This window comes from Cohnella terricola (genome assembly GCF_007786475.1).
Lineage (GTDB): Bacteria > Bacillota > Bacilli > Paenibacillales > Paenibacillaceae > Cohnella > Cohnella terricola.
Map to the genome: position 1 here is coordinate 397,072 of NZ_VNJJ01000001.1, position 23,593 is coordinate 420,664.

At 54.9% G+C, this 23,593-nt stretch carries 22 protein-coding genes and 1 riboswitch; of the genes, 21 read left to right on the forward strand and 1 reads right to left on the reverse strand.

The features are described 5' to 3' along the window. Nucleotides 1-18: 18 nt before the first annotated feature. Nucleotides 19-1,200 (forward strand): iron uptake system protein EfeO, encoded by a 1,182-nt coding sequence (gene efeO, locus FPZ45_RS01845; protein ID WP_144697793.1) that lies wholly within the window; start codon nucleotides 19-21, stop codon nucleotides 1,198-1,200. A gap of 25 nt (nucleotides 1,201-1,225) precedes the next feature. Further along, nucleotides 1,226-2,470, forward strand: coding sequence for an iron uptake transporter deferrochelatase/peroxidase subunit (efeB, locus tag FPZ45_RS01850; RefSeq protein WP_144697795.1), 1,245 nt, complete (start codon nucleotides 1,226-1,228; stop codon nucleotides 2,468-2,470). Between the two features lie 20 nt (nucleotides 2,471-2,490). Here the strand turns inward: efeB and FPZ45_RS01855 are convergent, their stop codons facing one another. Continuing rightward, nucleotides 2,491-3,363 carry a metallophosphoesterase gene (locus FPZ45_RS01855; protein WP_186438183.1) on the reverse strand — a complete coding sequence of 291 codons (873 nt, stop codon included), beginning with the start codon at nucleotides 3,361-3,363 and terminating at the stop codon, nucleotides 2,491-2,493. Nucleotides 3,364-3,521: 158 nt separating this feature from the next. On the opposite strand from FPZ45_RS01855, the gene FPZ45_RS01860 reads away from it, so the two are divergent. The 19 genes from FPZ45_RS01860 to FPZ45_RS01950 all read left to right on the forward strand — a co-directional run bounded on the left by FPZ45_RS01860 (nucleotide 3,522) and on the right by FPZ45_RS01950 (nucleotide 23,440). Further along, the gene (locus FPZ45_RS01860) at nucleotides 3,522-4,796 is read left to right on the forward strand and encodes a methyl-accepting chemotaxis protein (RefSeq protein WP_144697799.1); all 1,275 of its coding nucleotides are present in this window, start codon (nucleotides 3,522-3,524) and stop codon (nucleotides 4,794-4,796) included. 28 nt (nucleotides 4,797-4,824) lie between these two features. Further along, a complete protein-coding gene (locus FPZ45_RS01865) occupies nucleotides 4,825-5,598 on the forward strand; it encodes an NUDIX domain-containing protein (RefSeq protein ID WP_144697801.1) in 774 nt (257 codons plus the stop codon). Between the two features lie 90 nt (nucleotides 5,599-5,688). Continuing rightward, nucleotides 5,689-7,131, forward strand: a complete 1,443-nt coding sequence (locus FPZ45_RS01870; RefSeq protein WP_144697803.1) for a nicotinate phosphoribosyltransferase — start codon at nucleotides 5,689-5,691, stop codon at nucleotides 7,129-7,131. 97 nt (nucleotides 7,132-7,228) lie between these two features. Then, nucleotides 7,229-7,422: riboswitch (cobalamin riboswitch) on the forward strand. A gap of 175 nt (nucleotides 7,423-7,597) precedes the next feature. After that, nucleotides 7,598-8,614 (forward strand): ABC transporter substrate-binding protein, encoded by a 1,017-nt coding sequence (locus tag FPZ45_RS01875; RefSeq protein ID WP_144697805.1) that lies wholly within the window; start codon nucleotides 7,598-7,600, stop codon nucleotides 8,612-8,614. A gap of 2 nt (nucleotides 8,615-8,616) precedes the next feature. Next, nucleotides 8,617-9,675 (forward strand): FecCD family ABC transporter permease, encoded by a 1,059-nt coding sequence (locus FPZ45_RS01880; protein ID WP_144697807.1) that lies wholly within the window; start codon nucleotides 8,617-8,619, stop codon nucleotides 9,673-9,675. Next, nucleotides 9,672-10,457 carry a heme ABC transporter ATP-binding protein gene (locus FPZ45_RS01885; RefSeq protein ID WP_246120278.1) on the forward strand — a complete coding sequence of 262 codons (786 nt, stop codon included), beginning with the start codon at nucleotides 9,672-9,674 and terminating at the stop codon, nucleotides 10,455-10,457. Before FPZ45_RS01880 ends, FPZ45_RS01885 begins: the two co-directional genes overlap by 4 nt. A gap of 3 nt (nucleotides 10,458-10,460) precedes the next feature. After that, nucleotides 10,461-11,525: a nicotinate-nucleotide--dimethylbenzimidazole phosphoribosyltransferase gene (gene cobT / locus FPZ45_RS01890; RefSeq protein ID WP_246120279.1), complete on the forward strand. Its 1,065-nt coding sequence runs from the start codon at nucleotides 10,461-10,463 to the stop codon at nucleotides 11,523-11,525. After that, nucleotides 11,522-13,111, forward strand: a complete 1,590-nt coding sequence (locus tag FPZ45_RS01895; RefSeq protein WP_144697809.1) for a cobyric acid synthase — start codon at nucleotides 11,522-11,524, stop codon at nucleotides 13,109-13,111. The genes cobT and FPZ45_RS01895 overlap by 4 nt, the downstream gene beginning before the upstream one ends. After that, the gene (gene cobD, locus FPZ45_RS01900) at nucleotides 13,111-14,244 is read left to right on the forward strand and encodes a threonine-phosphate decarboxylase CobD (RefSeq protein ID WP_144697811.1); all 1,134 of its coding nucleotides are present in this window, start codon (nucleotides 13,111-13,113) and stop codon (nucleotides 14,242-14,244) included. The genes FPZ45_RS01895 and cobD overlap by 1 nt, the downstream gene beginning before the upstream one ends. After that, nucleotides 14,241-14,795 carry a bifunctional adenosylcobinamide kinase/adenosylcobinamide-phosphate guanylyltransferase gene (locus tag FPZ45_RS01905; RefSeq protein WP_144697813.1) on the forward strand — a complete coding sequence of 185 codons (555 nt, stop codon included), beginning with the start codon at nucleotides 14,241-14,243 and terminating at the stop codon, nucleotides 14,793-14,795. The genes cobD and FPZ45_RS01905 overlap by 4 nt, the downstream gene beginning before the upstream one ends. Continuing rightward, nucleotides 14,792-15,544, forward strand: coding sequence for an adenosylcobinamide-GDP ribazoletransferase (cobS, locus tag FPZ45_RS01910; RefSeq protein WP_144697815.1), 753 nt, complete (start codon nucleotides 14,792-14,794; stop codon nucleotides 15,542-15,544). Before FPZ45_RS01905 ends, cobS begins: the two co-directional genes overlap by 4 nt. A 177-nt stretch (nucleotides 15,545-15,721) precedes the next feature. Beyond that, complete coding sequence (locus FPZ45_RS01915) at nucleotides 15,722-16,441, forward strand: adenosylcobinamide amidohydrolase (RefSeq protein ID WP_144697817.1); 720 nt, start codon at nucleotides 15,722-15,724, stop codon at nucleotides 16,439-16,441. Nucleotides 16,442-16,444: 3 nt separating this feature from the next. After that, complete coding sequence (cbiB, locus tag FPZ45_RS01920; protein WP_144697819.1) at nucleotides 16,445-17,464, forward strand: adenosylcobinamide-phosphate synthase CbiB; 1,020 nt, start codon at nucleotides 16,445-16,447, stop codon at nucleotides 17,462-17,464. 74 nt (nucleotides 17,465-17,538) lie between these two features. Then, nucleotides 17,539-18,204, forward strand: a complete 666-nt coding sequence (locus tag FPZ45_RS01925; protein ID WP_144697821.1) for an SOS response-associated peptidase — start codon at nucleotides 17,539-17,541, stop codon at nucleotides 18,202-18,204. 609 nt (nucleotides 18,205-18,813) lie between these two features. Further along, a complete protein-coding gene (locus FPZ45_RS01930; protein WP_144697823.1) occupies nucleotides 18,814-19,878 on the forward strand; it encodes a Gfo/Idh/MocA family protein in 1,065 nt (354 codons plus the stop codon). A gap of 67 nt (nucleotides 19,879-19,945) precedes the next feature. Continuing rightward, nucleotides 19,946-20,527, forward strand: coding sequence for a thymidine kinase (locus FPZ45_RS01935; RefSeq protein WP_144697825.1), 582 nt, complete (start codon nucleotides 19,946-19,948; stop codon nucleotides 20,525-20,527). 22 nt (nucleotides 20,528-20,549) lie between these two features. Continuing rightward, on the forward strand, nucleotides 20,550-21,356 hold the full coding sequence (locus tag FPZ45_RS01940) for an alpha/beta hydrolase (protein WP_144697826.1): 807 nt from the start codon (nucleotides 20,550-20,552) through the stop codon (nucleotides 21,354-21,356). A gap of 16 nt (nucleotides 21,357-21,372) precedes the next feature. After that, entirely contained in the window at nucleotides 21,373-22,794 is a 1,422-nt protein-coding gene (locus tag FPZ45_RS01945; protein WP_144697828.1) for a sensor histidine kinase, read from the forward strand. Beyond that, nucleotides 22,781-23,440, forward strand: coding sequence for a response regulator transcription factor (locus FPZ45_RS01950; RefSeq protein ID WP_246120280.1), 660 nt, complete (start codon nucleotides 22,781-22,783; stop codon nucleotides 23,438-23,440). The genes FPZ45_RS01945 and FPZ45_RS01950 overlap by 14 nt, the downstream gene beginning before the upstream one ends. Nucleotides 23,441-23,593 lie beyond the last annotated feature (153 nt).

A 23,593-nucleotide genomic window follows, 5' to 3' on the forward strand; every position in this document is an offset into this window, starting at 1 on the left:
TATTGGGGGAACCGGACAGTGAACAGACAAATCAAGGTGGCAAGCGTTATTCTTGCTGCTGCGCTCGTATTAGGCGCATGCGCTAAATCGAACGACAAAAGCAATAATGAACAACCAGCCACGGCCGTTCAGACGCAGCAAAACGAATCGGCTTCCGCGGACAACAGCGCGATTCGCGAAGGAACGCTGAAGGTGCAGGAAGAGACGAAGAAACTGCAGGAAGCGATCGAGAAGCAGGACACGGATGAGGTCAAACGTCTGAGCAAATCGATCAATGACGCGTGGCTCGCCTTTGAGAACTCTGTTCGTCAGACGTTCCCGCTCGAGTATACGGAAGTCGAGAAATACGAAATGCCGATCTTCTCGGCTTCGGCTTATGACAAGATCGATTTCGCTGCGCTCAAAGTGACGGCCGAGAAGCTGCAGGGCGCGCTTGAGAACTTGCTTAACGCCAAGCAAACGACGGGAAATACATCGGAGCTGCTGGCCAAAGCGGTGGCGAATTACAAACTGTACGTCGAAGAGCAAGCTGAACAACTGGCTATCCAGACGAAGGTGTTCGTTGAAGCCGTCAAAGCGGGAGACTTCGAAAAAGCAAAGTTAGAATACGTGAAAGCTCGCGTCTTCTTCGAGAATATCGAACCGATCGCCGAGAGCTTCGGGGATCTCGATCCAAGAATCGACGCTCGTCTTGCCGACGTGGAGGACGAGAGCGAGTGGACCGGTTTCCACCGGATCGAGAAGGCATTGTGGCTCGACAAATCGCTGGTAGGCATGGATCAATACGCAGATCAGTTGGTGAAGGACACTGAAGAACTGCGGGATAAGATTAAATCGATCGAGTTGGAGCCAACGGCGATGGTCGCCGGGGCGATGGAATTGCTTAACGAAGCGGCGATCTCGAAAATTACGGGAGAAGAAGAGATTTATTCCCACACGGACTTGGTCGATTTTGCGGCGAACGTGGATGGTTCCAAAAATGTGTATCTCGCGATTATCCCGGCGCTGAACGAGAAAAACCCGGGTCTCGCGGACCAATTGGATAAGCAATTCCAGCTTCTTGAACAAACGTTGAGCAAACATCAGACGAACGGACTATTCGTAACTTACGACAAGCTGACAACGGAGCAGATCCGCGAAATCAGCGATCAGATCAGCCAGCTTTCCAATCTCATGTCTCAAACCGCAAGCATACTTTAATTCGATCGAAGAAGGGGAAAGGCAGATGGAGCGGGATAACAAGCAGGATGGAATGTCGCGACGCGATTTTCTGAAAATAACCGCATCGGTGGGCGTCGGCCTCGCGATCGGGGCAAGCGGCATGGCGGCGGTCGGGAAGGCGCTCTCTCCCGCACAGCCAGCCGCCGCAGGAGCAGAAGACGAGAAGAACGAACGGATAGCGTTATATGGCGAGCACCAGCCGGGGATCGTGACCCCTCAGCAAACTTATATGTATTTGGCCAGTTTCAAGATAACGGCGGCGGATAAGCTTGCCGTTATCCGTCTGTTCCGCGATTGGACGAAATTCGCCGATCTGAGCATGGCGGGAGGCACGATGAGGACGGGAGACAACCCGCTGCTGCCTCCGAGCGATACGGGAGAAACGCTCGATTTGCCAGCTTCGAGGCTGACGGTGACGTTCGGCTTCGGGCCGACGTTCTTCCGTCTCGACGGACAAGACCGCTTCGGCATCGCGAGCAAGCAGCCGCAGTTTTTAAAGGACATCCCGCGAATGCCGCGCGAGCGCCTGGATCCGCTGTTGTCAGGTGGAGATGTCTGCGTCCAAGTGTGCGCGGAAGATCAGCAGGTCGCTTTTCACGCCGTACGCAATTTTATTCGCCTGTCGACGGGTTCGGCGACCGTTAATTGGCTGCAGGAAGGGTTTATTAGCGGTGGTAGCGGAGGTCAAACTCCGCGCAACTTGTTCGGTTTCAAGGACGGCACGGCCAACAGTCTGCATCAGACGCCCGATGGATATCGAGACGTCGTCTGGGCAGGCGCGGATGAACCGGACTGGATGCAAGGCGGCACTTATATGGCTTACCGCAAAGTACGAATGCTGCTCGAGGTGTGGGACAGATCGTCGCTTGCCGATCAGGAGGATACGTTCGGTAGATACAAGGAATCGGGCGCGGCCTATGGCAAGAAGGACGAGTTCGACCACGCCGATCCGTCAACGATGCCGGTCGGCGCGCATGTGCGCCTGGCCAAGGAGTCGAAGCAATTGATTCACCGTAGGGGATTTTCGTATACCGATGGGGTCGATCCCCGCACGGGTAATGTAAACGCGGGATTGTTGTTCGTCAGCTTCCAGCGCAATCCGGAGGAGCAGTTTATTCCGATGCTTAAGCTCATGCAAAGCAAGGACGCGCTAAACGAGTACGCGATGCACATCGCTAGCGGGATGTTTGCTTGCCCGGGCGGCTTGCGTGAAGGCCAATACATCGGTCAAAATATTTTGGAATCATAAGTGTCGATATATCGACTAGTTTAACTTTGATTAGTTGGTCGCTCCCGAAGCAGCGTGAACACGGACAATTCGGGTACGCTGCCGATACGGACAGGGATCCGGGTAGTGCCGATTCCCCGATTGACATAGAGATGATAAGGACGGGCGCCTCTTCGGCGCCCTTTAACCGTATATAGACCCTGAACGTATTTGCGGCCGTACACGGTCGTGACGAACGGCCCGAACAGCGGTAATTTCACCTGCCCTCCATGGCTATGGCCTGACAGTTGCAGATCGATCGGGTAGTTTATTAGTCGGTTGGCAAGGTCGGGTTCATGCGCGAGGAGCAGAAGAAACGTCTCGTCCGACACGCCGGATAAGGTTTGTTTTGGCTTCGGCTGGCCTATAATGCAATCGTCCAAGCCGGCGATGAGAATACGATCGCCGTTATCCGCAACAATTCGCGCAGTACGGTTGACCAACATCGTAAATCCGCCACGGCCTAGAAAAGACCCGGAAGTCCGAGAGTTCTTCCAGTAGCCGAAGTCGTGATTGCCGTAGACGGCATATTTGCCGAGTCTAGCGTTCATTCCGGCCAGTATGGGTGCCGGATCGTATTTGGCAATATTGTCTTTCCTTCGTGCGTCATGCAGATCACCCGTAAATACGAGAATGTCGGGATGAAGCGAATTAATGGCATCGGCAAGCCGGCGCAGCCTTTTAAGCGAGTAATGCGGACCGATGTGGGTGTCGCTGAACTGCACGATTGTCGTCCCATCGAACGCGGCAGGGATGCAGTTCGAGCGAATCTCGTGCCGGGTAATGCGCAGACTTCTTGGCTCCATGACCAATCCATAAATACATACGCATATAACGATAAAAATCAAGACGCCAATCCAAACGAGCAGGATCATGGTCATTCCACCTTTCCATCATTATACGATAGCATCGATAAGACCGCGACAAAAGCCGAACGAAGAGCCCCCTTGACAAAATGTGATGTAGTTCACAGTCAGATTTGCCGATCGCATGGTTCAATGGAAGGACATCTAGGCGATGGAGGGAAAGCCGCATGAAAAAGCAGTTTGGCATCGTCAAGAAGATGGTGGTCGGCATTACGATCGCTTCTTCGGTAACTTATGGCACAAGCGCATTTTTTCTTTTGGTTCTTAAAGATATGTTCGATTTCTTGCCCGGATGGCTATTTGAATTATTAACGCTGATCTTCGGCGTGTTCTGGACTGGATTGTTCGGATATTTCGCGGCGAAATGGCTGCTTAGACCACTTCTGTCGCTAACACACGCCGTGCAGGAAGCGGCTACGGGCAACTTAAAAGTGAAGGCGGTCACGCAAGCATCCAACGACGAAATGCAGGCACTGGGCGAAGCATTCGAGCAAATGATGGAGCGGCTTAGAACGATTATTGACGTGATCAAGGATAATTCAAGGCTAACGGATGCCCACGTGAAAGAATTGCAGGAAGCGATCGGCCAAGCGACAGGGCAGATCGAGCAGATGACGAACGAATCGGAAACGATTACTTCCGGAACGCAGACGCAAGCGGATTCCGCGGATCGGCTAAGTAGGGATGCGGAAGCGCTGTCAGAATCGGCCGATCGAATGAGCGAAGAAGCCTCTAGCGTGCGCAAGCGGGCTCTGCAAATGAACAACGCTGCCAAGACGAGCGAAGAAGTGTTCCAATCGTTGATCGGCGGGATGCGTCAATTGTCCGAGCTCAATCGAGAGGCGATGGAAGTAGTCGCGAAGCTAAGCAGTTACGCTGGCGAGATCGGATCGATCTCGAACGTCGTCGGAGAGATCGCGGATCAAACCCATCTGCTCGCCTTGAACGCTTCGATTGAAGCGGCAAGAGCCGGAGAAGAAGGGCGGGGGTTCCAGGTCGTTGCCCAGGCGGTTAAATCTCTTGCGGACGAAAGCGCGGTTTCGGTCAAAAACATTCGCGATCTCATTCGTGAAATTCAAGAGGAAGTCGGCCGGGCCGTTGGCCATATTCGCGCCCAGTACGAAGTATCCGAGAGCGAGGCCAGGAAAGGCGAGGAGTTCGCGGCCGCATTCCATGTCGTGAACGAGGAAGCTCAACATGTCGTCGAGATCGTGGAAACGATGGCAAGTCATTTGACCATTCAGGCTAAGCAAGCGACAGACCAATTGAGCGAAGCTCGCCAAGTGGCGCAGGTCGCAGAACAGATTCGCTTAGGTGCACAACAAGTGTTCTCGGCTTCGCAAGAACAGACGGCGGTCATGGAGGAAATCTCGGCATCGACGGATTCGCTCCGGGCGAAATCGACGGAGCTCAGAAGCAAAGCTGAGTTTTTCCGTTCATGATGAATAGATGAAGGCGGGGGGAAATCGAATGAAAGAGACGATCAAGATCGAGTCCGAATACTCGTCTAGTCCATATCGTACTCCGGACGGGGCACCTGCCGACATCGTGATTTTCACGATTACGTCCGCGGGACGGCAGTCGGCGAAGAAATCGCTGCCGTCCCGGGAACTACAAGTGCTGCTGATCCAAAGAAAAAAATGGCCCTTTGAGGGACTGTGGGCTTTACCGGGCGGATTCTGCGACCCTACCGAGTCGATTCGAGCATGCGCCGAACGGGAACTATTGGAGGAGACCGGGGTAGCGAACATCCATCTTGAGTATTTTAATGCATACAGCGCTCCGGGGAGAGATCCACGGGGATGGATGATTTCGCATGCGTTTTTCGCGCTCGTGAACGAGTCGGTTCTTGCTAGCCGGAAAGCCGCCGATGATGCAGCGGATGTAAAACTGGTTCCCGTATCCGAAGCGCTGGATATGAAACTCGCATTCGATCACGGAACGATATTGCGGGATGCGTTAGAGGAGATACGCTGGCGCATGTTGACGACGACGATCGCCAAGGAGTTCCTCCCCACGGAATTCACGATCAGCGAGCTCTATCAAGTCATCGAGACGGTCGTTCCTGAGTTCGAAGAAAAAAATTTCATTCGCAAAATTACTTCGACTCAAAGCCGGAAGGGTATACTAGAGGAAGCGCGCGACCGGAACGGAGAGATCAAAACCTCGAACCGTTACTCGCAAAGGGCCGCGAAGCTATATCGATTTACGGACCGGCAGCCGCGATTGTCCATTTACAGTTGATTATTTTGTAGTCGTCGATAATGTCTTTTTAATATTATCATTATTACTATTTAAGAAGTAACGTTTTCGACAATGAGGGGACAACAAGCCATGTGCGAGAGCCGGTTAACGCTGCATACCGACAAATATCAAATCAACATGATGTATGCGCATTGGAAACAAGGAACTCAGAATCAGAGGGCGGCGTTCGAAGCCTATTTCCGCAAATTGCCGTTCGGCAACGGATACGCGGTGTTTGCCGGATTGGAACGGATCGTGGAATACTTACGCAATCTGGCGTTCGGTGAGGAAGAAATCGCTTTTTTGCGCACGCAGGAAGAAAATTACGATGAAGGTTTTCTTGCTGAGCTTGAGAAATTCAAATTTAGCGGCAACCTCCACGCCGTAAGGGAAGGCACGCTTGTGTTTCCGAACGAGCCGCTCATTCTCGTGGAAGCAAGAGTGTTCGAAGCCCAATTGATCGAGACGGCGATGCTGAATTTTATGAATTACCAAACGTTGATTGCGACGAAAGCGTCCCGAATCAAACAGGTAGCTCCCGTCGAGCGCTTGCTAGAATTCGGCACGAGGCGAGCACAAGAGGCGGACGCGGCGATATGGGGGGCAAGGGCGACCTATATCGCGGGATTTCATTCGACTTCGAATTTGCTCGCGGGTATGCGTTTCGGTCTGCCTACCTCGGGGACGCACGCGCATTCGTGGGTTCAGGGACACGACAGCGAAGAAGACGCGTTCCGGCAGTACGCCGAAGCGCTTCCCGATCATGTGACGTTACTCGTGGATACGTACGATACGTTAAAGAGCGGCGTGCCTAACGCGATCCGTATCGCCAAGGAGCTGGAGAAGAAAGGCAAGCGGCTGAAGGGCATCCGCCTCGACAGCGGCGATCTCGCATATTTGTCAAAGCGGGCGCGAGCGATGTTGGACGAAGCGGGGCTCACGGACGTGAAGATCGTCGCCTCGAACGATCTCGACGAGAATATCATCGCCGAGCTCAAAGCGCAAGGCGCGAGAATCGACGTTTGGGGTGTCGGTACGCAATTGATCACGGCATTCGACCAACCTTCTCTGGGCGGGGTGTATAAGCTCGTTGCCCGGGAGAAGAATGGCGATCTCGAACCGGTCATCAAAATCTCCGGCAATCCCGAGAAAATATCGAACCCGGGCATTAAAGAAGCGTACAGGATCGTGAACAAAGAGACGGGTATGGCGGAAGCGGATTTCATATGCATGCGGGGGGAAAAGTTTTCACGCGAAGGAGAACCGATAAAGCTGTTCGACCCGCTGCATCCGCATCGGTTCAAAATCGTAAATGAATATGAGGCGATTCCGCTATTACAGCCTGTTTTCATCAATGGGGTGCGGGTTAGCGAACTGCCCGGTCTAGACGATATCCGCAGCTACCATGAGATCCAGCTCGCCCTTTTCTGGCCGGAGCATTTGCGGAAGCTGAATCCGGAAATGTATCGGATTACGTTCAGCAGGGCGATGCTCGACCTGAAGGCGGAGTTGATCGATAGGCATAGTCACTAAGGATGCGGTCGTTCTCGACGGTTTTCCCGGATTAACTGTTGCAATCCCCCGTGCCTCGGGCTATAATTCCAAGTGATTGGCAGCTTGCGGAATTGAATAGACTTCTAACTCTTAAGGTGCCTTAGCGCAAGTAACGCGGATAAGGTTAAAAGGGAAGCCGGCGCAAATCCGGAACGGTCCCGCCACTGTGAAATAGGGACGGCCTCACGACAGCCACTGTCCGCAGGATGGGAAGGCGAGGCGTGTCATGAACCTATAAGTCAGGAAACCTGCCTTAAGATGCAGCAGACGAAATCCTTCGCGGATAAGGATACGGCTCACTCGGGAATTTCAGCTTTAAGACAACGTCAGTTTCCCTGTTTGCTAACCCTCTCTCCGGAATCGATCGCGGAGAGAGGGTTTTTCGTGTCAGGTCGTTCAATCGGTCAAGCTCCTCTCGCAATTGGTATTCGAGGAGAGATGGATTATGAAGTTGAATCAAAAATTATGGGGTAAAATCGGAGCTTGGTTGCTTGTCGCCATGCTCGCGATCGGTCTTGTCGGCTGCGGAGCCGCTAAAAATAACGAGGTAGCGAGCCCATCCTCTAGCCAGGCATCTCCTATTGCTTCGCCGGAAGCATCGCCGTCGGCGTCCGGATCACCAGATCAGAGCGCACAAGCACAAACGACATATCCGCTTACGCTCACGGACAGCACGGGCACGGAAGTCGTTTTCGAACAAGCGCCCGAGAGAATCGTAACGATCGCGCCGAGCGAGACGGAAGTGTTGTTCGCGATCGGAGCAGGATCGAAAGTTGTCGGCGTAGACCAGTACAGCGATTATCCGGAAGAAGCGAAGTCGATCGACAAAGTCGGAGACATGAACACCAATACGGAAGCGCTGCTGGCGCTGAAGCCCGACGTCGTGTTCGCGCATAGCGGCATGCAGACCAAAGTGATCGAACAACTGCGGAACCTGAACGTCAAAGTTTACGCTAGCAATCCGAAGAACCTGGACCAAGTGATGGAGAAGATCGAAACAGTCGGGAAGATCATGAATGTCCAAGAAGGCGCCGCTCAAGTGACAGGGACGATGAAGGACGAACTGAAGCAAGTAACGGACGCTTTGCAAGGAGTCACTCCCAAGAAAGTCTACATGGAGTTTTCTCCGGGTTGGACGGTAGGCACTGGCGAGTATATGGACGAGATTCTGACGCTGGCCGGCGGCGACAACGTGTCCAAGGAAAAGTCCGGCTGGTTCGAAGTCGATCCAGAGAAAGTGATCAAGGAAAACCCGGAAGTGATTCTTTACGCGAAGAACGATGCATACGAGTTGGGTATCCTCCAAGCAATACAGGAACGCCCGGGCTTCGAGAAAATCGACGCGGTGAAAAACAACCAATTGTTCGCGGTGGACGATAACTCGATTAGCCGGGTTGGACCACGTTTGACGAAAGTGCTATACGATATGGCGAAAGCAATCCATCCCGATAAGGTGAAATAAGGATGCGCGCAAAACTGTCTCTATTCATAGGAGGAGCCCTGGTGCTCCTCCTTTGTTCCATTATCGTGAGCCTCTCCTTTGGAGGGGCGAACGTGCCGGTCTCCAAGGTGTGGAGCATTCTGCTGCATCATGTGCCGGGCATTAGCCAGTTGTTCGACCTGCGGTCGCCGATGGAAGGGGTGGGCGATCCCGATGCGACGATCATCATGCAGGTGCGCTTGCCGAGGGTGGTGCTCGCCGTTCTGGTCGGGGCAGCGTTAGCTCTGGCGGGAGCAGGTTTTCAAGGCGTGTTGCGCAATCCGCTCGCGGACCCGTATACGCTGGGAGTTGCGACGGGTTCTTCCGTCGGAGCGGCATTTATTATCTTATTCGGCTTGCAGACGTGGATTGGCTTATGGACGGTTCCCGCCGTATCGTTTGCGACGGGGTTGTTCACTTTGTTCCTCGTTCTTCGGCTCGCATATTACAAAGGGCGAATGGAGCTTGAGACGCTGATCCTATCCGGGGTCGTGATCCAGGCTTTTTTCGGATCGATGGTATCTTTCATGGTATCGTTGTCCAAGAGCGCCGTGAACGAGATCGTGTTTTGGATTATGGGCAGCCTGTCGATGAGGGGATGGAATTACACGCTTATCGTGCTGCCATATGTCGTGGTCGGGGCCATCGTACTGATCTCGCTAAGCAGGGAGCTCAATCTGTTCTCGCTCGGGGAACGCCAGGCGATGCATCTGGGGGTCAACGTGCAGCGTACGAAATTGATCGTGCTGATCGTCTCCACGCTGATGACGGCAGCGGCCGTATCGGTATCCGGCGTCATCGGTTTCGTCGGGCTTGTCGTGCCGCATCTCGTTCGCTTGATCACCGGGCCTGATAACAGGATCGTCGTGCCGGTCTCGGCGATCGTTGGCGGCATCTACGTGCTGTGGTCGGACACGATTGCCCGCATGGCGTTGAATCCGAAAGAGATTCCGCTTGGCGTCGTGACCGCGTTCATCGGTGCTCCGTTCTTTGCTTATCTGCTATGGAAAAGAAAAGCGAAAGGCGGGGAGTCGAGGGCATGACGGATACGATGTTAGAAGCCAGGCAGTTGGATTATCGGATCGGTGATGCGGTGATTCTTCGAAGCATCGACCTTCGCGTGGAAAAAGGATCGTTCTGCGGCATTATCGGCCCTAATGGAAGCGGCAAATCGACTTTGCTGAAGCTGTTGTCCGGCATCGAACCCCCGGAGAGAGGCGAAATTATGCTGGAGGGCAGACCGCTCGACAATTACGGCCGGAAGGAGATCGCCAGAAGAATGGCGGTTCTTCAGCAAGAACCATTGCCTTCGCTCGGGTATACGGTCAAAGAAGTCGTCGAGATGGGACGATTTCCGTATCAGAGTTGGTTCGGCGGCGAAAAGGACGATCCCGGTCCGATCATCGACCGCGTTATGGCGGAACTGGATCTACAACGGTTATCTTCCCGGATCGTTACCGAGTTGAGCGGGGGAGAACGCCAGCGTACGGCGCTCGCGAAGACGCTGGTACAGCAGCCTTCCGTGCTGATGCTGGACGAACCAACGACGTTCCTCGATATCGGCTTCCAGATCCAGATGATGGACTATGTCCGCAAGTGGCGGCAGGACAACGGCCTAACCGTAGTTGCCGTATTGCACGATTTGAATTTAGCGGCCCAGTATTGTGACCGGTTGATCGTGTTACATCAAGGGAGAGTGGCTGCCGAAGGCACGCCCGAGGAAGTGTTGACCGTCGACCTCGTCCATCGTGTGTACGGTACGAAGCCGATCGTACTATCCCATCCCGATACCGGAGTGCCGCAAATTTTATTGAAAGGAAGATAGATCATGACAGCGAAAATGCCAGAGGAGCTCATCGAGGTCATCAAGCGTATACGGCCGTTGGATTCCGTAGCGATGGAAGCCGCGCAAGCGAGACTGGACAGCCTAACCAAACCGCCGGGCAGCCTCGGCAAGCTGGAGACGGTGGCGAAGCAGGCTGCCGGCATTACAGGGGAAGCGATGCCGGATTTGTCCCGCAAGGCGGTGGTCGTTATGGCGGGAGACCACGGCGTATGCGAGGAAGGGGTCAGCGCTTTTCCCCCCGAAGTGACGCCGCAGATGGTGCTGAACTTCCTGAATGGAGGCGCCGCGGTGAACGTGCTCGCCCGTCAGGCCGGAGCCGACGTCGTCTGCGTGGACGTCGGGGTGAATGCGAAGCTCGAGCATCCGAAGCTGGTGTCGCGCAAGATTCGCTATGGCACGGCGAACATTGCACGTGAAGCGGCGATGTCGCGGGCGGAAGCGACAGCGGCCGTACGCGTCGGATACGAGATCGTCTCGGAGATGGTCGCAAAAGGTACGCGCGTGTTCGCAACCGGAGAGATGGGTATCGGTAACACGACGCCTAGCGCTGCCATTCTGATCGCACTGGGCGGATTGTCGCCAGAGCAGGCGGTCGGCCGCGGCACCGGCATCGACGATGCCCGCTTGAGGCATAAGCGGGGCGTTATCGAGCGGGCGTTACAAGCGAACGAGGTCGATCAGGACGACGCGCTGGACGTTCTCGCCAAGCTTGGCGGCCTGGAGATCGCCGGCCTTGTCGGCGTCATCCTAGGCGCGGCGGCGCATCGGGCGCTTGTCGTGATCGACGGGTTTATTTCGTCCGCGGCGGCGCTTGTCGCTAGCCGTATGGCTCCGCTGTCGGTTTCCTATATGATCGCTTCACACATGTCGCTCGAACAGGGGCATCACGGCATGTTGGAGGCGATCGGTTTATCGCCGATGATCCATATGGACATGCGGCTCGGCGAAGGGACAGGGGCGGTCCTGAGCTTTCACTTCCTGGACGCGGCAAGCAACATCATGCGGGAGATGGCTACGTTCGAGAGTGCGGGAGTGACGCAAGGATGATGAGCGCATCTGCGAAACAGCATCCGGCGCGCACGCTCATGCTCCAAGGTACCGCATCCGATGTCGGCAAGAGCGTCCTGACCGCGGCGCTGTGCCGCATTCTCGTGCAGGACGGCTGGGCCGTCGCCCCTTTTAAGTCCCAGAACATGTCCTTGAACAGCTATGTTACGCCGGACGGCAAAGAAATCGGGAGAGCGCAAGGGATGCAGGCGGACGCATGCGGCATCGCCGCAACGACGGACATGAATCCGATTTTGCTTAAGCCAACGTCAGATCGCGCGTCCCAAGTGGTCGTGCACGGGAAGCCTTACCGTACGATGGATGCATTCCGATATCGGAACGAATATTTGACCGAGGCCGGGGCGATCGTTCGGGAGGCTATAGACCGGCTACGCTCGGAATACGACGCCGTGCTGCTGGAAGGTGCGGGAAGTCCGGCGGAGATCAATCTGAAGGATCGGGATATCGTTAATATGCGGATGGCCGGGTGGGCCGATTCCCCCGTCATTCTCGTAGCGGATATCGATCGTGGCGGCGTGTTCGCTTCTATCGTCGGTACGTTGGAATTGCTTGAGCCGGAGGAGCGCGAGAGAGTCAAAGGGTTTATCATCAATAAATTCCGTGGAGACGTCGCGCTGCTTCAACCGGGTCTGGATTGGCTCGAGCAGCGAACGGGCAAACCGGTGCTCGGTGTCATTCCTTATCTGGATGATTTGCGTCTGGAATCTGAAGATTCGTTGTCGTATCGCAGGGTATCCCCTTCGGTCAGAGAGAGGGAAGACATCTTGGATATCGCCGTCATCCGGTATCCTCGCTGGGCTAATTTTACCGATGTCGATCCGTTATTCGCCGAGCCCGATGTGTCGGTCCGATACGTGACGAGAGCGGAGGAATTCGGTCGTCCCGACGCAGTGGTGCTGCCGGGCAGCAAAAATACTGCAGAGGATTTGCTATTCCTAAGGGACGCCGGACTGGAGCGGCTATTGCAGGAATATCGGGAACGCGGAGGATGGTTGTCGGGCATATGCGGCGGTTATCAGATGCTAGGGGAACGACTGTTAGACCCCGAAGGGATCGAGTCCGCGAATCCGAGCTTGCCGGGACTGGCCCTTTTTCCAATGGAGACGGTATTTGCATCGGACAAAAAAACGGTGCGGGTCGCCGGTTCCGCTAACGGATGGTCGAGAGACGAGGGGGAGGTGTCCGGTGACGGCTTGAAGGCGTTCGACATTGAAGGCTACGAGATTCATATGGGCAAATCGTCGTTTACGGACATCGTCGAGCACCCGATGACTATCTCGTCCGTCAAGGGACAAGCATCGGAGGAACTGCACCCGGAAGGGGCGCGCTCGGCGGACGGCAGGCTCTGGGGGACTTACATCCACGGAATCTTGCACAACGATGCTTTCAGGCGTGACTGGCTTAATGCTATGCGTTCGGCGAAAGGCTGGACGCCGCTTGAGGCGGAATTGGATTTTAATCGGCTTCGCGAATCCGAGTTCGACCGTTTGGCCGAACACGTTCGCCGCCATACGGATATGCGTGGAATCTATCGGATACTGGAACAGGGATCGGAGGTCAACTGATGAATAATGGCGGCAATAAAAGCATACTAGAGCCTTACGGGCATGGGGGCGATTTGTTGACAGCTTCCGGCCGTTTCGGCATTGCACCCGGAGAGTGGCTCGATTATAGCGCCAATATCAATCCGCTCGGACCTCCTCCCCAAGCGCTCGATGCGTTGGCTGACGGAATGCGGGCTATCGTCAATTATCCCGATCCGGCGCATCGCGAACTGAAGCGGCTGCTTGCGGCGAAGCTTAACGTCGCGGAGAACGAGCTGCTTATCGGCAACGGAGCGGCGGAATGCATCGCGCTAGCTTTAATGGGTCTAGATATTCGCAAGGTCGGCGTGATCGCCCCGTGTTTCTCGGAGTATGCGCAGCTTGCTGCGGATTTCGGTGCGGAAGTCCACACGGTCGTCGGCAAGGAAGAAAACGGCTTTCGCGCCGATCCTGCCGAGCTCCGGGATTTACTGCGAGAGGTCGACTTGTTGTTCGTGGGGCATCCGAACAATCCAACGGGTTTGACTTACTCGTTGGACCAGCTCCGCGCGATCGCCGATCTGGCGGAAGAGCATTCTGCATACGTCGTCATCGACGAAGCTTTTATGGACTTTCTTCCGCCGGAAGAGCGTCCGACGCTGCTCCCCGAGCTTCGCGCTTATCCGCATGTCGTTCTGATGCATTCCATGACCAAATTTTACGCGATACCCGGCTTGCGTCTTGGATACGCGATCGCCTCGCCGCAGATCGTGGAGCGGATGGCGCGCAAGCAAGTGACTTGGAGCGTTAACGGGTTGGCGCTGCTGGCCGGACAGGCTTGCTTGAGTCCGGAGATCACCGAGTACGAAGCGCGGACGCGGGAGCTGATCTCACAGGAGAGAGAATTCCTGCAGGACCATATCGTGTCGAGGTTAGGCTGGCAAGTGTGGCATGGAGAGGCGAATTTTCTGCTGATTCGAGTTGCCGAGCCGTGGACCGCCGGAAAGCTGCAAGACGATTTGGGGCCGAAAGGGATCATGATCCGCAGTTGCGCGATGTACGAAGGACTGACCGAGAGGGATATCCGCATCGCCGTACGCGGAAGGGTGGACAACGAACGCTTGATTAATGCGTTCGTTGAAGTCGACCTGGAGAGGGAGATGAAGCACGGATGAACCTTGTGATGGTAACCGGCGGCGTCCGCTCGGGCAAAAGCGCCTATGCCGAAAGGCTCGTCAGTGAACGGGCGGCGGCGCTTCCTACGCAAGCCAAAGTGCTGTATGTCGCTACCGGAGTGCGCTATGACGGGGAGATGAATCACCGAATCGACGCTCATCGGGAGCGCCGTCCCGACTCGTGGGACACGATAGAAACGCCGCACGAGATAAGCGTCTCCGATTACGAAGGTTACGACATTGTTCTCGTCGACACCTTGTCCGCATGGGTCGGCAACAAGCTGATGTCGGTGCCGGAGGAGCGCTGCCGGGACACGAAGATGACGGAGCTCATCGGACGGCAAGTGTCCGCTTATCTGGGTCAAATAAGAGCGTCGCAGATTCGCGAAGCCGTTATCGTTACTGACGAGGTCGGCTGGGGTGGCGTCGCGATGTCTCCGTTAGGCCGCTGGTTCCAGGATGTCATCGGCGATGCGAATCAACAGCTTGCGAGCCAGGCGAATGAAGTCGTCGCCATCGTCAGCGGACTGCCCTGGAGGTTAAAAGGATGAGCGCGTTCTGGCAGGCGGTCGGTTTTCTGACTCGTTTTCCCGTACCGAAGAGCGCGCAATCGCTCGAAGGCTGGGAGCGCAGCCCGCGCTATTATCCGACGGTGGGCCTGCTTCTCGGGGCTGCGATCTGGATCGTCGGCTGGTTAGCTGAAATGGGTTTCGGGGAAGCGGGAACGATCGTGACCGCCGTCGTCGCCGTTGCGTTCTGGATTTTCGCGACGGGAGCGCTTCATCTGGACGGCTGGATGGATTTGGCGGACGGATTGGGCAGCCAGCGCAGCCGCGAACGGACGCTCGAGATCATGAAGGACAGCCGGGTAGGAGCGATGGGCGTTGTGGCGGCGATCGTGCTGATCATGCTGAAAGCCGCCGCCTTGTGGCAACTGTCGTCTGTTGAAGGTTGGATGGCCGTCCTTGTTGTTCCCGCAATGGCGAGGGCTGCGCTGCTTGGCGCGATCTACTATTTCCCCTATATCCAGGACAAAGGATTGGGCAGCGGTTTGCGCCAGGGCGTGATGCCGACGATTCTGTTCGTCAACGCGGCTCTTGTGCTCGCGGTATCGTACGGAGCAGCCGGGTTGCCAGGTGCACTTGCTTTCGCGTCACTGGTGCCGGCGCTCTGGCTATTCGGACGATACATCGTTCGCAGATTAGGCGGCTTCACCGGCGACGTCTACGGTGCGTTGATCGAAGGCGCGGAAGTGCTGGCGCTCCTTGTTTTGTTGATCTTGATAGAGCACATAGGGTGAGGTTTTTGTTAGCTGCGGGTGCGTTCTGCTCATGGTTGGGGGATTGACTCCTGGTGCAGCGTGCGAACAAAGGCCAAAAAAGTACCTTGGTTAGGCGAATCTCGGTTACTTAATAAATCGAACATTTCGCAGAAAGCAACATAAAACACAAAAGTTACAATGAACGGAGGAGCCGGCATGGTACAACCTTTTCGCGGTGGCAGCGCAGCCCATTACCAGGCGTCATTGTGGCCGGAGCTGGACATTCGATTCGCCGTGGACCACGTGTCAATTGAAGCTGGCGCGCCAAACTTCCAAACGCTCAGCAACGCGCCGTATCGAGGGGGATGGGGCAGCGGCAGCCGGTTCGTCAATTGGAAAGTTCCGCTTAACTACGATTGCTCCGACCCTTCCGCCATGATGCGCGCCGAACTGGGCCGGTGGGGCTATGATCCGGCGATGGTAGTTGGTTTGCAGACGGCCGCGCATATTACTCATACGTCGTTCGCTGAAGAAACAGGAGACGAATTCAAGCTGCTCGTCTGTTCGTCTGCAGGAACGGGGAACGCAGCGAGAGCGGGCTTGCATCGCGAGACGTTCTCGGCTTATACGCCAGGAACGATTAATATCATGGTCTTGGTTGACGGAAAAATGACCGACGAAGCGATGGTGAATGCGGTCATTAGCGCGACGGAAGCCAAGAGTGCGGCGCTGGCCGACTTGGAAGTGCGCGATCGCAGCCATGACAGGATCGCGACCGGAACATCGACGGACGCGGTGCTGATCGCAGTAAGCCAGTCTGACCAATATTCGTCTATCCACCGTTATGCGGGATCGGTAACGACGATCGGCAACGCGATCGGCCGATTGGTTTACGAGACGGTGCACGAAGCGGTACGCACTCAAGGAGAGCCTTAATAAATGATTGAAATCGGAATCGTTTTGTGCGCTTTTATTATCGATCTAGCCGTCGGAGATCCGAGGGCACTGCCTCACCCGGTCGTCGGCATGGGGTATGCGATTCGCAAGCTGGAACAACCGTTGCGTTCGGCAGCTCGAACGGGCTGGCTGCAGAAAGCCGCGTCCCCGCTCGTTAGACGGATCTCCGATCCTGGTGATCGGGCATTGCGAATCGCGGGAATGGCTTATCCCCTTTTGCTTGTCGGAGGCTCATTCGCTGCAACGTGGCTTCTCTTATACGGACTATCTCTCATCCATCCTTGGCTTGCTTACGCCACGAGCGCATGGCTCATTTCCACGACTGTCGCCGCGAAAGGGCTGGGCGACGCCGGCATGGAAATCTATCGTTTGCTGAAAGAGGGGAATATGGAGAAAGCACGCTACGCCTTGTCCATGATCGTCGGACGAGATACAGACAACCTGAGCGAAGGGGAGATTACGCGGGGAGCGGTCGAGACGGTCGCGGAAAATATCGTTGACGCCATCCTTTCGCCGCTTTTCTATGCCCTGATCGGAGGAGCGCCGCTCGCCATGGCTTACCGGGCTGCGAATACGCTAGACTCCATGGTCGGTTATAAGAACGACAAGTATATTCAGCTTGGATGGGCGTCGGCCAGATTCGACGACCTAGCCAATTGGATTCCAGCTCGTTTATCCGCTCTGTTCATCGCCGCCGCCGCGTGGCTGCTTCAAGCGCAGGCAAAGCGTTCGCTTCGTACGGTCACCAAATACGCCCGTCTGCATCCGAGCCCGAACAGTGGTTACCCGGAATCCGCTGTAGCTGGAGCCCTTGGCATACAGTTAGGCGGGCTCAACTATTACAAGGGGGTCGCATCCGACCGAGCCAGAATGGGGGAGCCCATTCATTCGCTGCAAGCGGAGCACATCCGTCAGACGGTCAGGCTGATGTACGTCAGCTCTGCTCTTTTTGTTGTCGCGATCTCTTTAGCAGCATTCGGATTGGCGATAGCCCTATTTTGAAACGCGCCATACATAAAACCTGTTGCATCCGCCCACACTGAGAAGGAGTAAATTCTTGGAAATGGGCTGATGTTATGTGTAATCGGTACTCGTTAACGGCAGAACTATCGGATTTGACGGCGAACTTCCGCATCGATCGGGTTCATGTGCCTTATCTGATGCGGTACAATATCGCGCCGACCCAACAGATTCCGATCATTCAACAGATCGGGGAAGAACGTTGCCTGAATCAACAACGGTGGGGTCTGATGCCTTACTGGGGCAAAAACTCTGTAAACGCCAACCTGGATACGCTGGGAGACAGACGGTATTTGCGCAACATGCTGACGAAAAAAAGATGCGTCGTTCCATGCAGCGGATTTTACATCTGGAAGCAGGAGGGCAAACATAAGAGCGCCTGGAGAGTCGTGCACCAATATAAAAAGACGTTCGCGATACCCGCGATCTACGATGTGTGGCTCGATTCCGAAAAAATCGAATACCCGATGTGCACGGTCATTACGAGAGGGTATGCTTTCGGAACCGATCATCCATTGCCCCTTATTCTTGACGACGATGCGATCGACCTTTGGCTGAATCCGGGGGAAACACGTATAGAAACTCTGCAATCCCTGCTATACTCGCTGAAGGACTCCGACTTCAGAATTTACCCTGTCACGTCATATGTCGAGAACGAAGCTTGGGAAACGCCGGATTGCATTGAGGAAGTCCACCCGTCCATGGCGCTTGTCAAAGTTTGAATCTGAAAGTTCAGGAGCTTGCCCTCGGGAAATGTACGGCGACAGTCGTCGGATGGGTGAAACAGGGGGGCAAGCTTCGTAACTGTTCCGGAAAATTAACACCGATTCATCCGCGTTTAAGCGGTAGGGTCGGTTTTTTTCTGACCATGATAGGGGATCGACCACTCCCATTGCTGCTTTTTGCGACAATGGGAGAGATACGAGCGAACATATCCTCGTCAATGCCGCTTTTTGCGTCAATGGGAGAATTACGAGCGAACTTGTCCTCGTCAATGCTGCTTTTTGCGACAATAGGAGAGTTACGAGCGAACATATTCTCGTCAATGTCGCTTTTTGCGACAATAGGAGAGTTACGAGCGAACATATCCTCGTCATTGTCGCTTTTTGCGACAATGGGAGAGAGACGCGCGAGCGTGTCCCCGCCATTGTCGCTTTTTGCGACAATGGAGTGTTATGCGTGAACGTGTCCCCGTCATTGCCGCTTTTTGCGACAATAGGATTATGACGAGTATTTTTTTTGCATGCGAAGGCAGGCTTATGTCGATTTAAGTCGTAATATTTGTATCATAAGATATTTCATCATGAGAATAAGGTTCGGGAGGCGCAAAAATGACGACTACGTACAAAATCGCGGTTGCGGGCTGTGGGGGCATGGCGAATACATGGGTGAAGTACGCTTTGGAACGGCCGGACGCCGAAATCGTCGCACTCGTCGATATTAAGGCGGAATACGCGCAAGCGATGGCGGAAAAGCACGGGATCGCATGTCGCACGTATACGGATATCGCGCAAGCGATTGAAGAGACCGGGGCTAATCTCGTTTTCGATATTACGGTACCGGCAAGCCATTATTCTGTCGGCACGACGGCAATGAAGCTGGGATGCGATGTATTCTCGGAGAAACCGCTCGCCGAGACTTCTGAGCAATGTATGGAGATCGTTCACGTGTCAAACCAGACGGGGCGCAACCACGCGGTCATGCAAAATCGACGCTTCGATGTCCGCATCCGTGCGTTGCGGGAACTGATTACGGCCGGTCATATCGGGAAGCCGGGATATGCGGGAGCTGATTTTTTCCTTGCGCCGCATTTCGGCGGATTCCGTGACGCGATGAATAGCCCGCTGCTGCTAGATATGGCGATCCATACGTTCGATCAAGCCCGGCTTATTCTAGGAGCCGATCCCGTTACCGTTTACTGCCAGGAGTTTAATCCCGCCGGTTCCTGGTATGAGGGACAAGCTGCGGCCATCTGCATTTTCGAGATGTCGGACGGTTCGGTGTTCTGTTATAGAGGGTCCTGGTGCGCGGAGGGCGCCCCGACTTCCTGGGAAGCGGAATGGCGCGTCACAGGGGAGAAGGGGACGATCGTCTGGGATGGCATCGGTCAACCGTATGCCGAAGTCGTCGCTCCGGGAGAACAGGAAGAGAGTTTCATGAGAGAGCATATCCGGATCGAGGCCGACTCGCGGGAGCAGGTGAAGCCGTTCCACGAATCGTGCCTGGACGAGATGTTCGCATCGCTTGCGGAGCAGCGGCGCGCAGAAACGGATTGCCGGGACAATATCCGCAGCATGGCGATGGTGCTCGGCGCGATCGAGAGCTCGAAGACAGGGCGGAAAATCAGGCTCTCCGACATGATTGACGATACCGAGTCGAGAAATATCGACAAATGATATGGAAGCCGGCTCTCCTATTGTATAATTGATGCTGTATCACAACTTAGTACCGGAGGTAACGGACTTGGCTCAGTTGTATTTTAAATACGGAACGATGAATAGCGGCAAATCTTTCGAGATTATCAAGGTCGCGCACAATTACGAGGAACAAGGTAAGCCGGTATTGATCTTCACACCCGTGATCGATACGCGGAACGGAGCAGACCGAGTCGGGTCCAGGGCCGGATTCACGCGTTCCGCGATTCCCGTGGACGAAGACACGAACTTATATGAATCCGTCAAAAGACAGCTCGAGGAATCGGGCCGCTACTATTGCGTGCTCATCGACGAAGCGCAGTGGTTGAAGAAGCATCACATCGTCGAATTGACCCGCATCGTGGACGAGCTCAATGTGCCCGTCATGGCGTTCGGATTGAAGAATGATTTTCAGAACGAATTGTTTGAGGGCAGCTACAATCTGCTTGTCTACGCGGATAAGATCGAAGAAATCAAGACGATCTGCTGGTACTGCGACCGCAAAGCGACGATGGTAATCCGGTTCAAAGACGGCGTGCCCGTGAACGAAGGCGAGCAAATCCAGGTCGGTGGCAACGAAGACTATAAGCCGGTGTGCCGACGCTGCTACAACGAAGCTTTCAGAAAATAAGATGAGGACGCGGGGGATCGAAATGTTCAATGCGGAAAATGAATGGATCAAACTATGGCCGGGAGATGCTCCGCTGACCCTAGGCGGAGGCGAAGAGGATATTCCGGCGATTAAAGCCTTTCCGGCAGAAGAACGCGGCAGAGGAGCGGTTATCGTCATCCCCGGGGGTGGATACAGCATGCGCGCCGAACATGAGGGGGAGCCGATCGCGCTCTGGCTGAACCGGATCGGCATATCGGCTTTCGTGCTGCGTTACCGCGTAGCCCCTTACCGCTATCCGTGCGCGCTGTTGGACGCGCAGCGAGCGGTGCGTTACGTGAGGTTCCATGCCGAACGATGGGGAATCGCCGCGGATAAAATCGCCGTGCTTGGCTTTTCCGCGGGCGGGCACCTGACGGCATCCGTCGGTACGCATTACGATGCCGGCAATCCAGAAGCGGAAGATCCGATCGATCGAATATCCTGCCGGCCGGACGCGATCGTGCCATGTTATCCGGTCATTACGATGAAACCGCCCTATGCGCACGAAGGCTCGCGCTTAAATCTGCTCGGAGAGGCTCCGTCGCCGGAACTGATCGAGTCGTTCAGTTGCGAGACGCAAGTAACGCCGGATACGCCTCCGACGTTTCTATGGCATACCACCGACGACGATGTTGTGCCCGTCGAGAACGCGCTGATGTTTGCCGCTGCTCTCGGCCGGAACAAAGTTCCGTATGATCTGCACGTTTACGAGACGGGGCGTCACGGACTTGGGCTCGCTGAAGGGGACCCGCACACGGCGACATGGACCGATATTTGCGGTTTATGGCTGAAAAGGCAGGGATTGTAGGCGAGGGGCTGGTGTGATGTTATTCGTATGGATCGCGTTATGGGCGGTCGCGCTTGTCTTGTTGCTAGCCGATCCCCGATCCCGCGTTAACCGAAGGCTGAGCGCGGCAGCGCTGTGCGGAGGTGCGGGAGCGCTCGCGGCGACGTTATCCGAAGTAATGATTCCATATATTCATGACTCCCGTCCTTCGGACAAAATAGAGGCTGCGCTTTATTTCGTGCAAGCCTCCTCTTCTTTGACGTCCTATTACGGCTTGCCCTACTCTTTTATGCTTTTTGCTCTGGCATACAATCCTCCTCGCCTGAGGGGGACCGCACGACGGTTCATATCGCTTATATTGCTTCTTCCGATCGTATTATGCCTTTTCTTGACTCCGGGATATAACGAATATCATCCGATCTCCTTTTCCGTTGTAGTTTGGTGGGCGGTTCCTTATTTTCTGGCGGCCGCGGCGATCATCGTCTCCAAGGAAATCGGCCATCGGGCGTTGTCACATTCGCATTGGCTGATCTGCTTGGCAGTGCTGCCCCCCGCCCTCTTTACGATGATCATGAGTTACGTGCTGCCGGCTCTCGGCATGCTGCGGATGTGGAAATACAACGTATGGTTCGTTATCATCGGCGTCGTCGTCTTCCTTTTCGGGCTGTTCACGTACGGATTTCTGGGATTGCGCGTACTCGTCGACCGGAGGAGGCTCGATTCCACACTGCGGGCGGTAACCTCGGGAACGGCGATCCTGAATCATGCGATCAAGAACGATGTGGGAAAAATGCGGCTTTTTACGGAGAAAATGAAAACCTACGCCGAAACGACGAATCAACCGGAGCTGTTGGAGGACCTCGCCGTCGTCCAGAAAGCGTCCTCTCATATTCAGGAGATGATCGCCCGCGTTCACCGTCGGACGGAAGATCTCGAAATACGGCCCAGATCGGTTCATTTGGACGTGTTGATCACGGATACGCTTAAGCCGTTCGGGGTGCAACTGGGACGCATCAAGTTAGAGTTGGATATTATGCAGGATTGGCAATGCGAGATCGATCCGGCGCAAGTGGGGGAAGCATTGAATAATTTGATCTCCAATGCGATAGAGGCCATGAACGGTGAAGGCCGATTATTCATCGCGTTGCGGGAGGGAAAGCGCGAATTGACCTTGGAAATAACGGATTCGGGTCCGGGGATGGGCAGAGCCCAAGCCGTGCGCTCTCTCGAACCGTTCTATACGACCAAAAGCGGCAAGGAAACGAACTTCGGTCTCGGTTTGCCTTACGCTTATTACGTCATGCGCAAGCACCGGGGTTCGCTCTATATCCGCAGCAAAATAGGCGTTGGTACGAGCGTGTTTATGGTTTTTCCGAAACGGAGCGTTCAAGCCGTTAAGCCGCAAGTCGCCGACCGTGATGCAACTGTCGAAAGGAGCGCCATCGGTGGATCAAATTAAAGTATGGATAATCGAGGATGACAAGGATTGGCTTCGTGGACTTTGCGCCTATATGGGAGGACAAAACGGGATCGAGGTGACGTTGGCTTCGGACGATCCTGCAGAAGTGAGGAAGTCGCTCTTATCCGGAGAATATTCCGTTGACGTCGTATTGATGGATATTATGCTGCACGGGGAACCGGAAGGCATAGTGTTGGCCGAAGAAACGGCGACCGCCACAGGCGCGAGAGTCATCATGCTGACTTCGATGGAGGAGAAAGAGTTCATTCTCCGTTCTTTCCAAGCAGGAGCGATCGACTACCAGATCAAATCCGATTTCGAGGCTCTCCCAGCTGCCGTTCGGGCTGCCGCGCGCCGCGAGTCGCCGATTAGCCCGGCCGCCGCCGAGCGGATGCGCGAGGAGTTCCGCCGCTTGAAGCTATTGGAAATGGAATTCGAGAAGAAGAAAATGCAGGATCTGATTACGCCTTCCGAACTGGAATTATTGAAGCTGATCGACAATGGTTATACGCAAACCGAAATCGCGGGCCGCCTCTTCGTGTCCATCCGCACGGTCAAAAATCATATCAACCGCATCCTCAAGAAGCTGGGTTCTCCGGGATCCAAAGCTGCGGCGCGGGAAGCAAAAGATAAAGGTTTGTTTTAACGCGGCCGACTGAGGCTCGGTATAGGGCCTTCTCCTCGATCCCGTGCCTCTCTCGCTAAGCCAGATTACAATACTCACGTTAGGGGTACCATATAAAGTTGGTACTTTTTTTTGCGTGCGGATTTTCTAGAATAAAGGTGTGACGAGGCTCTT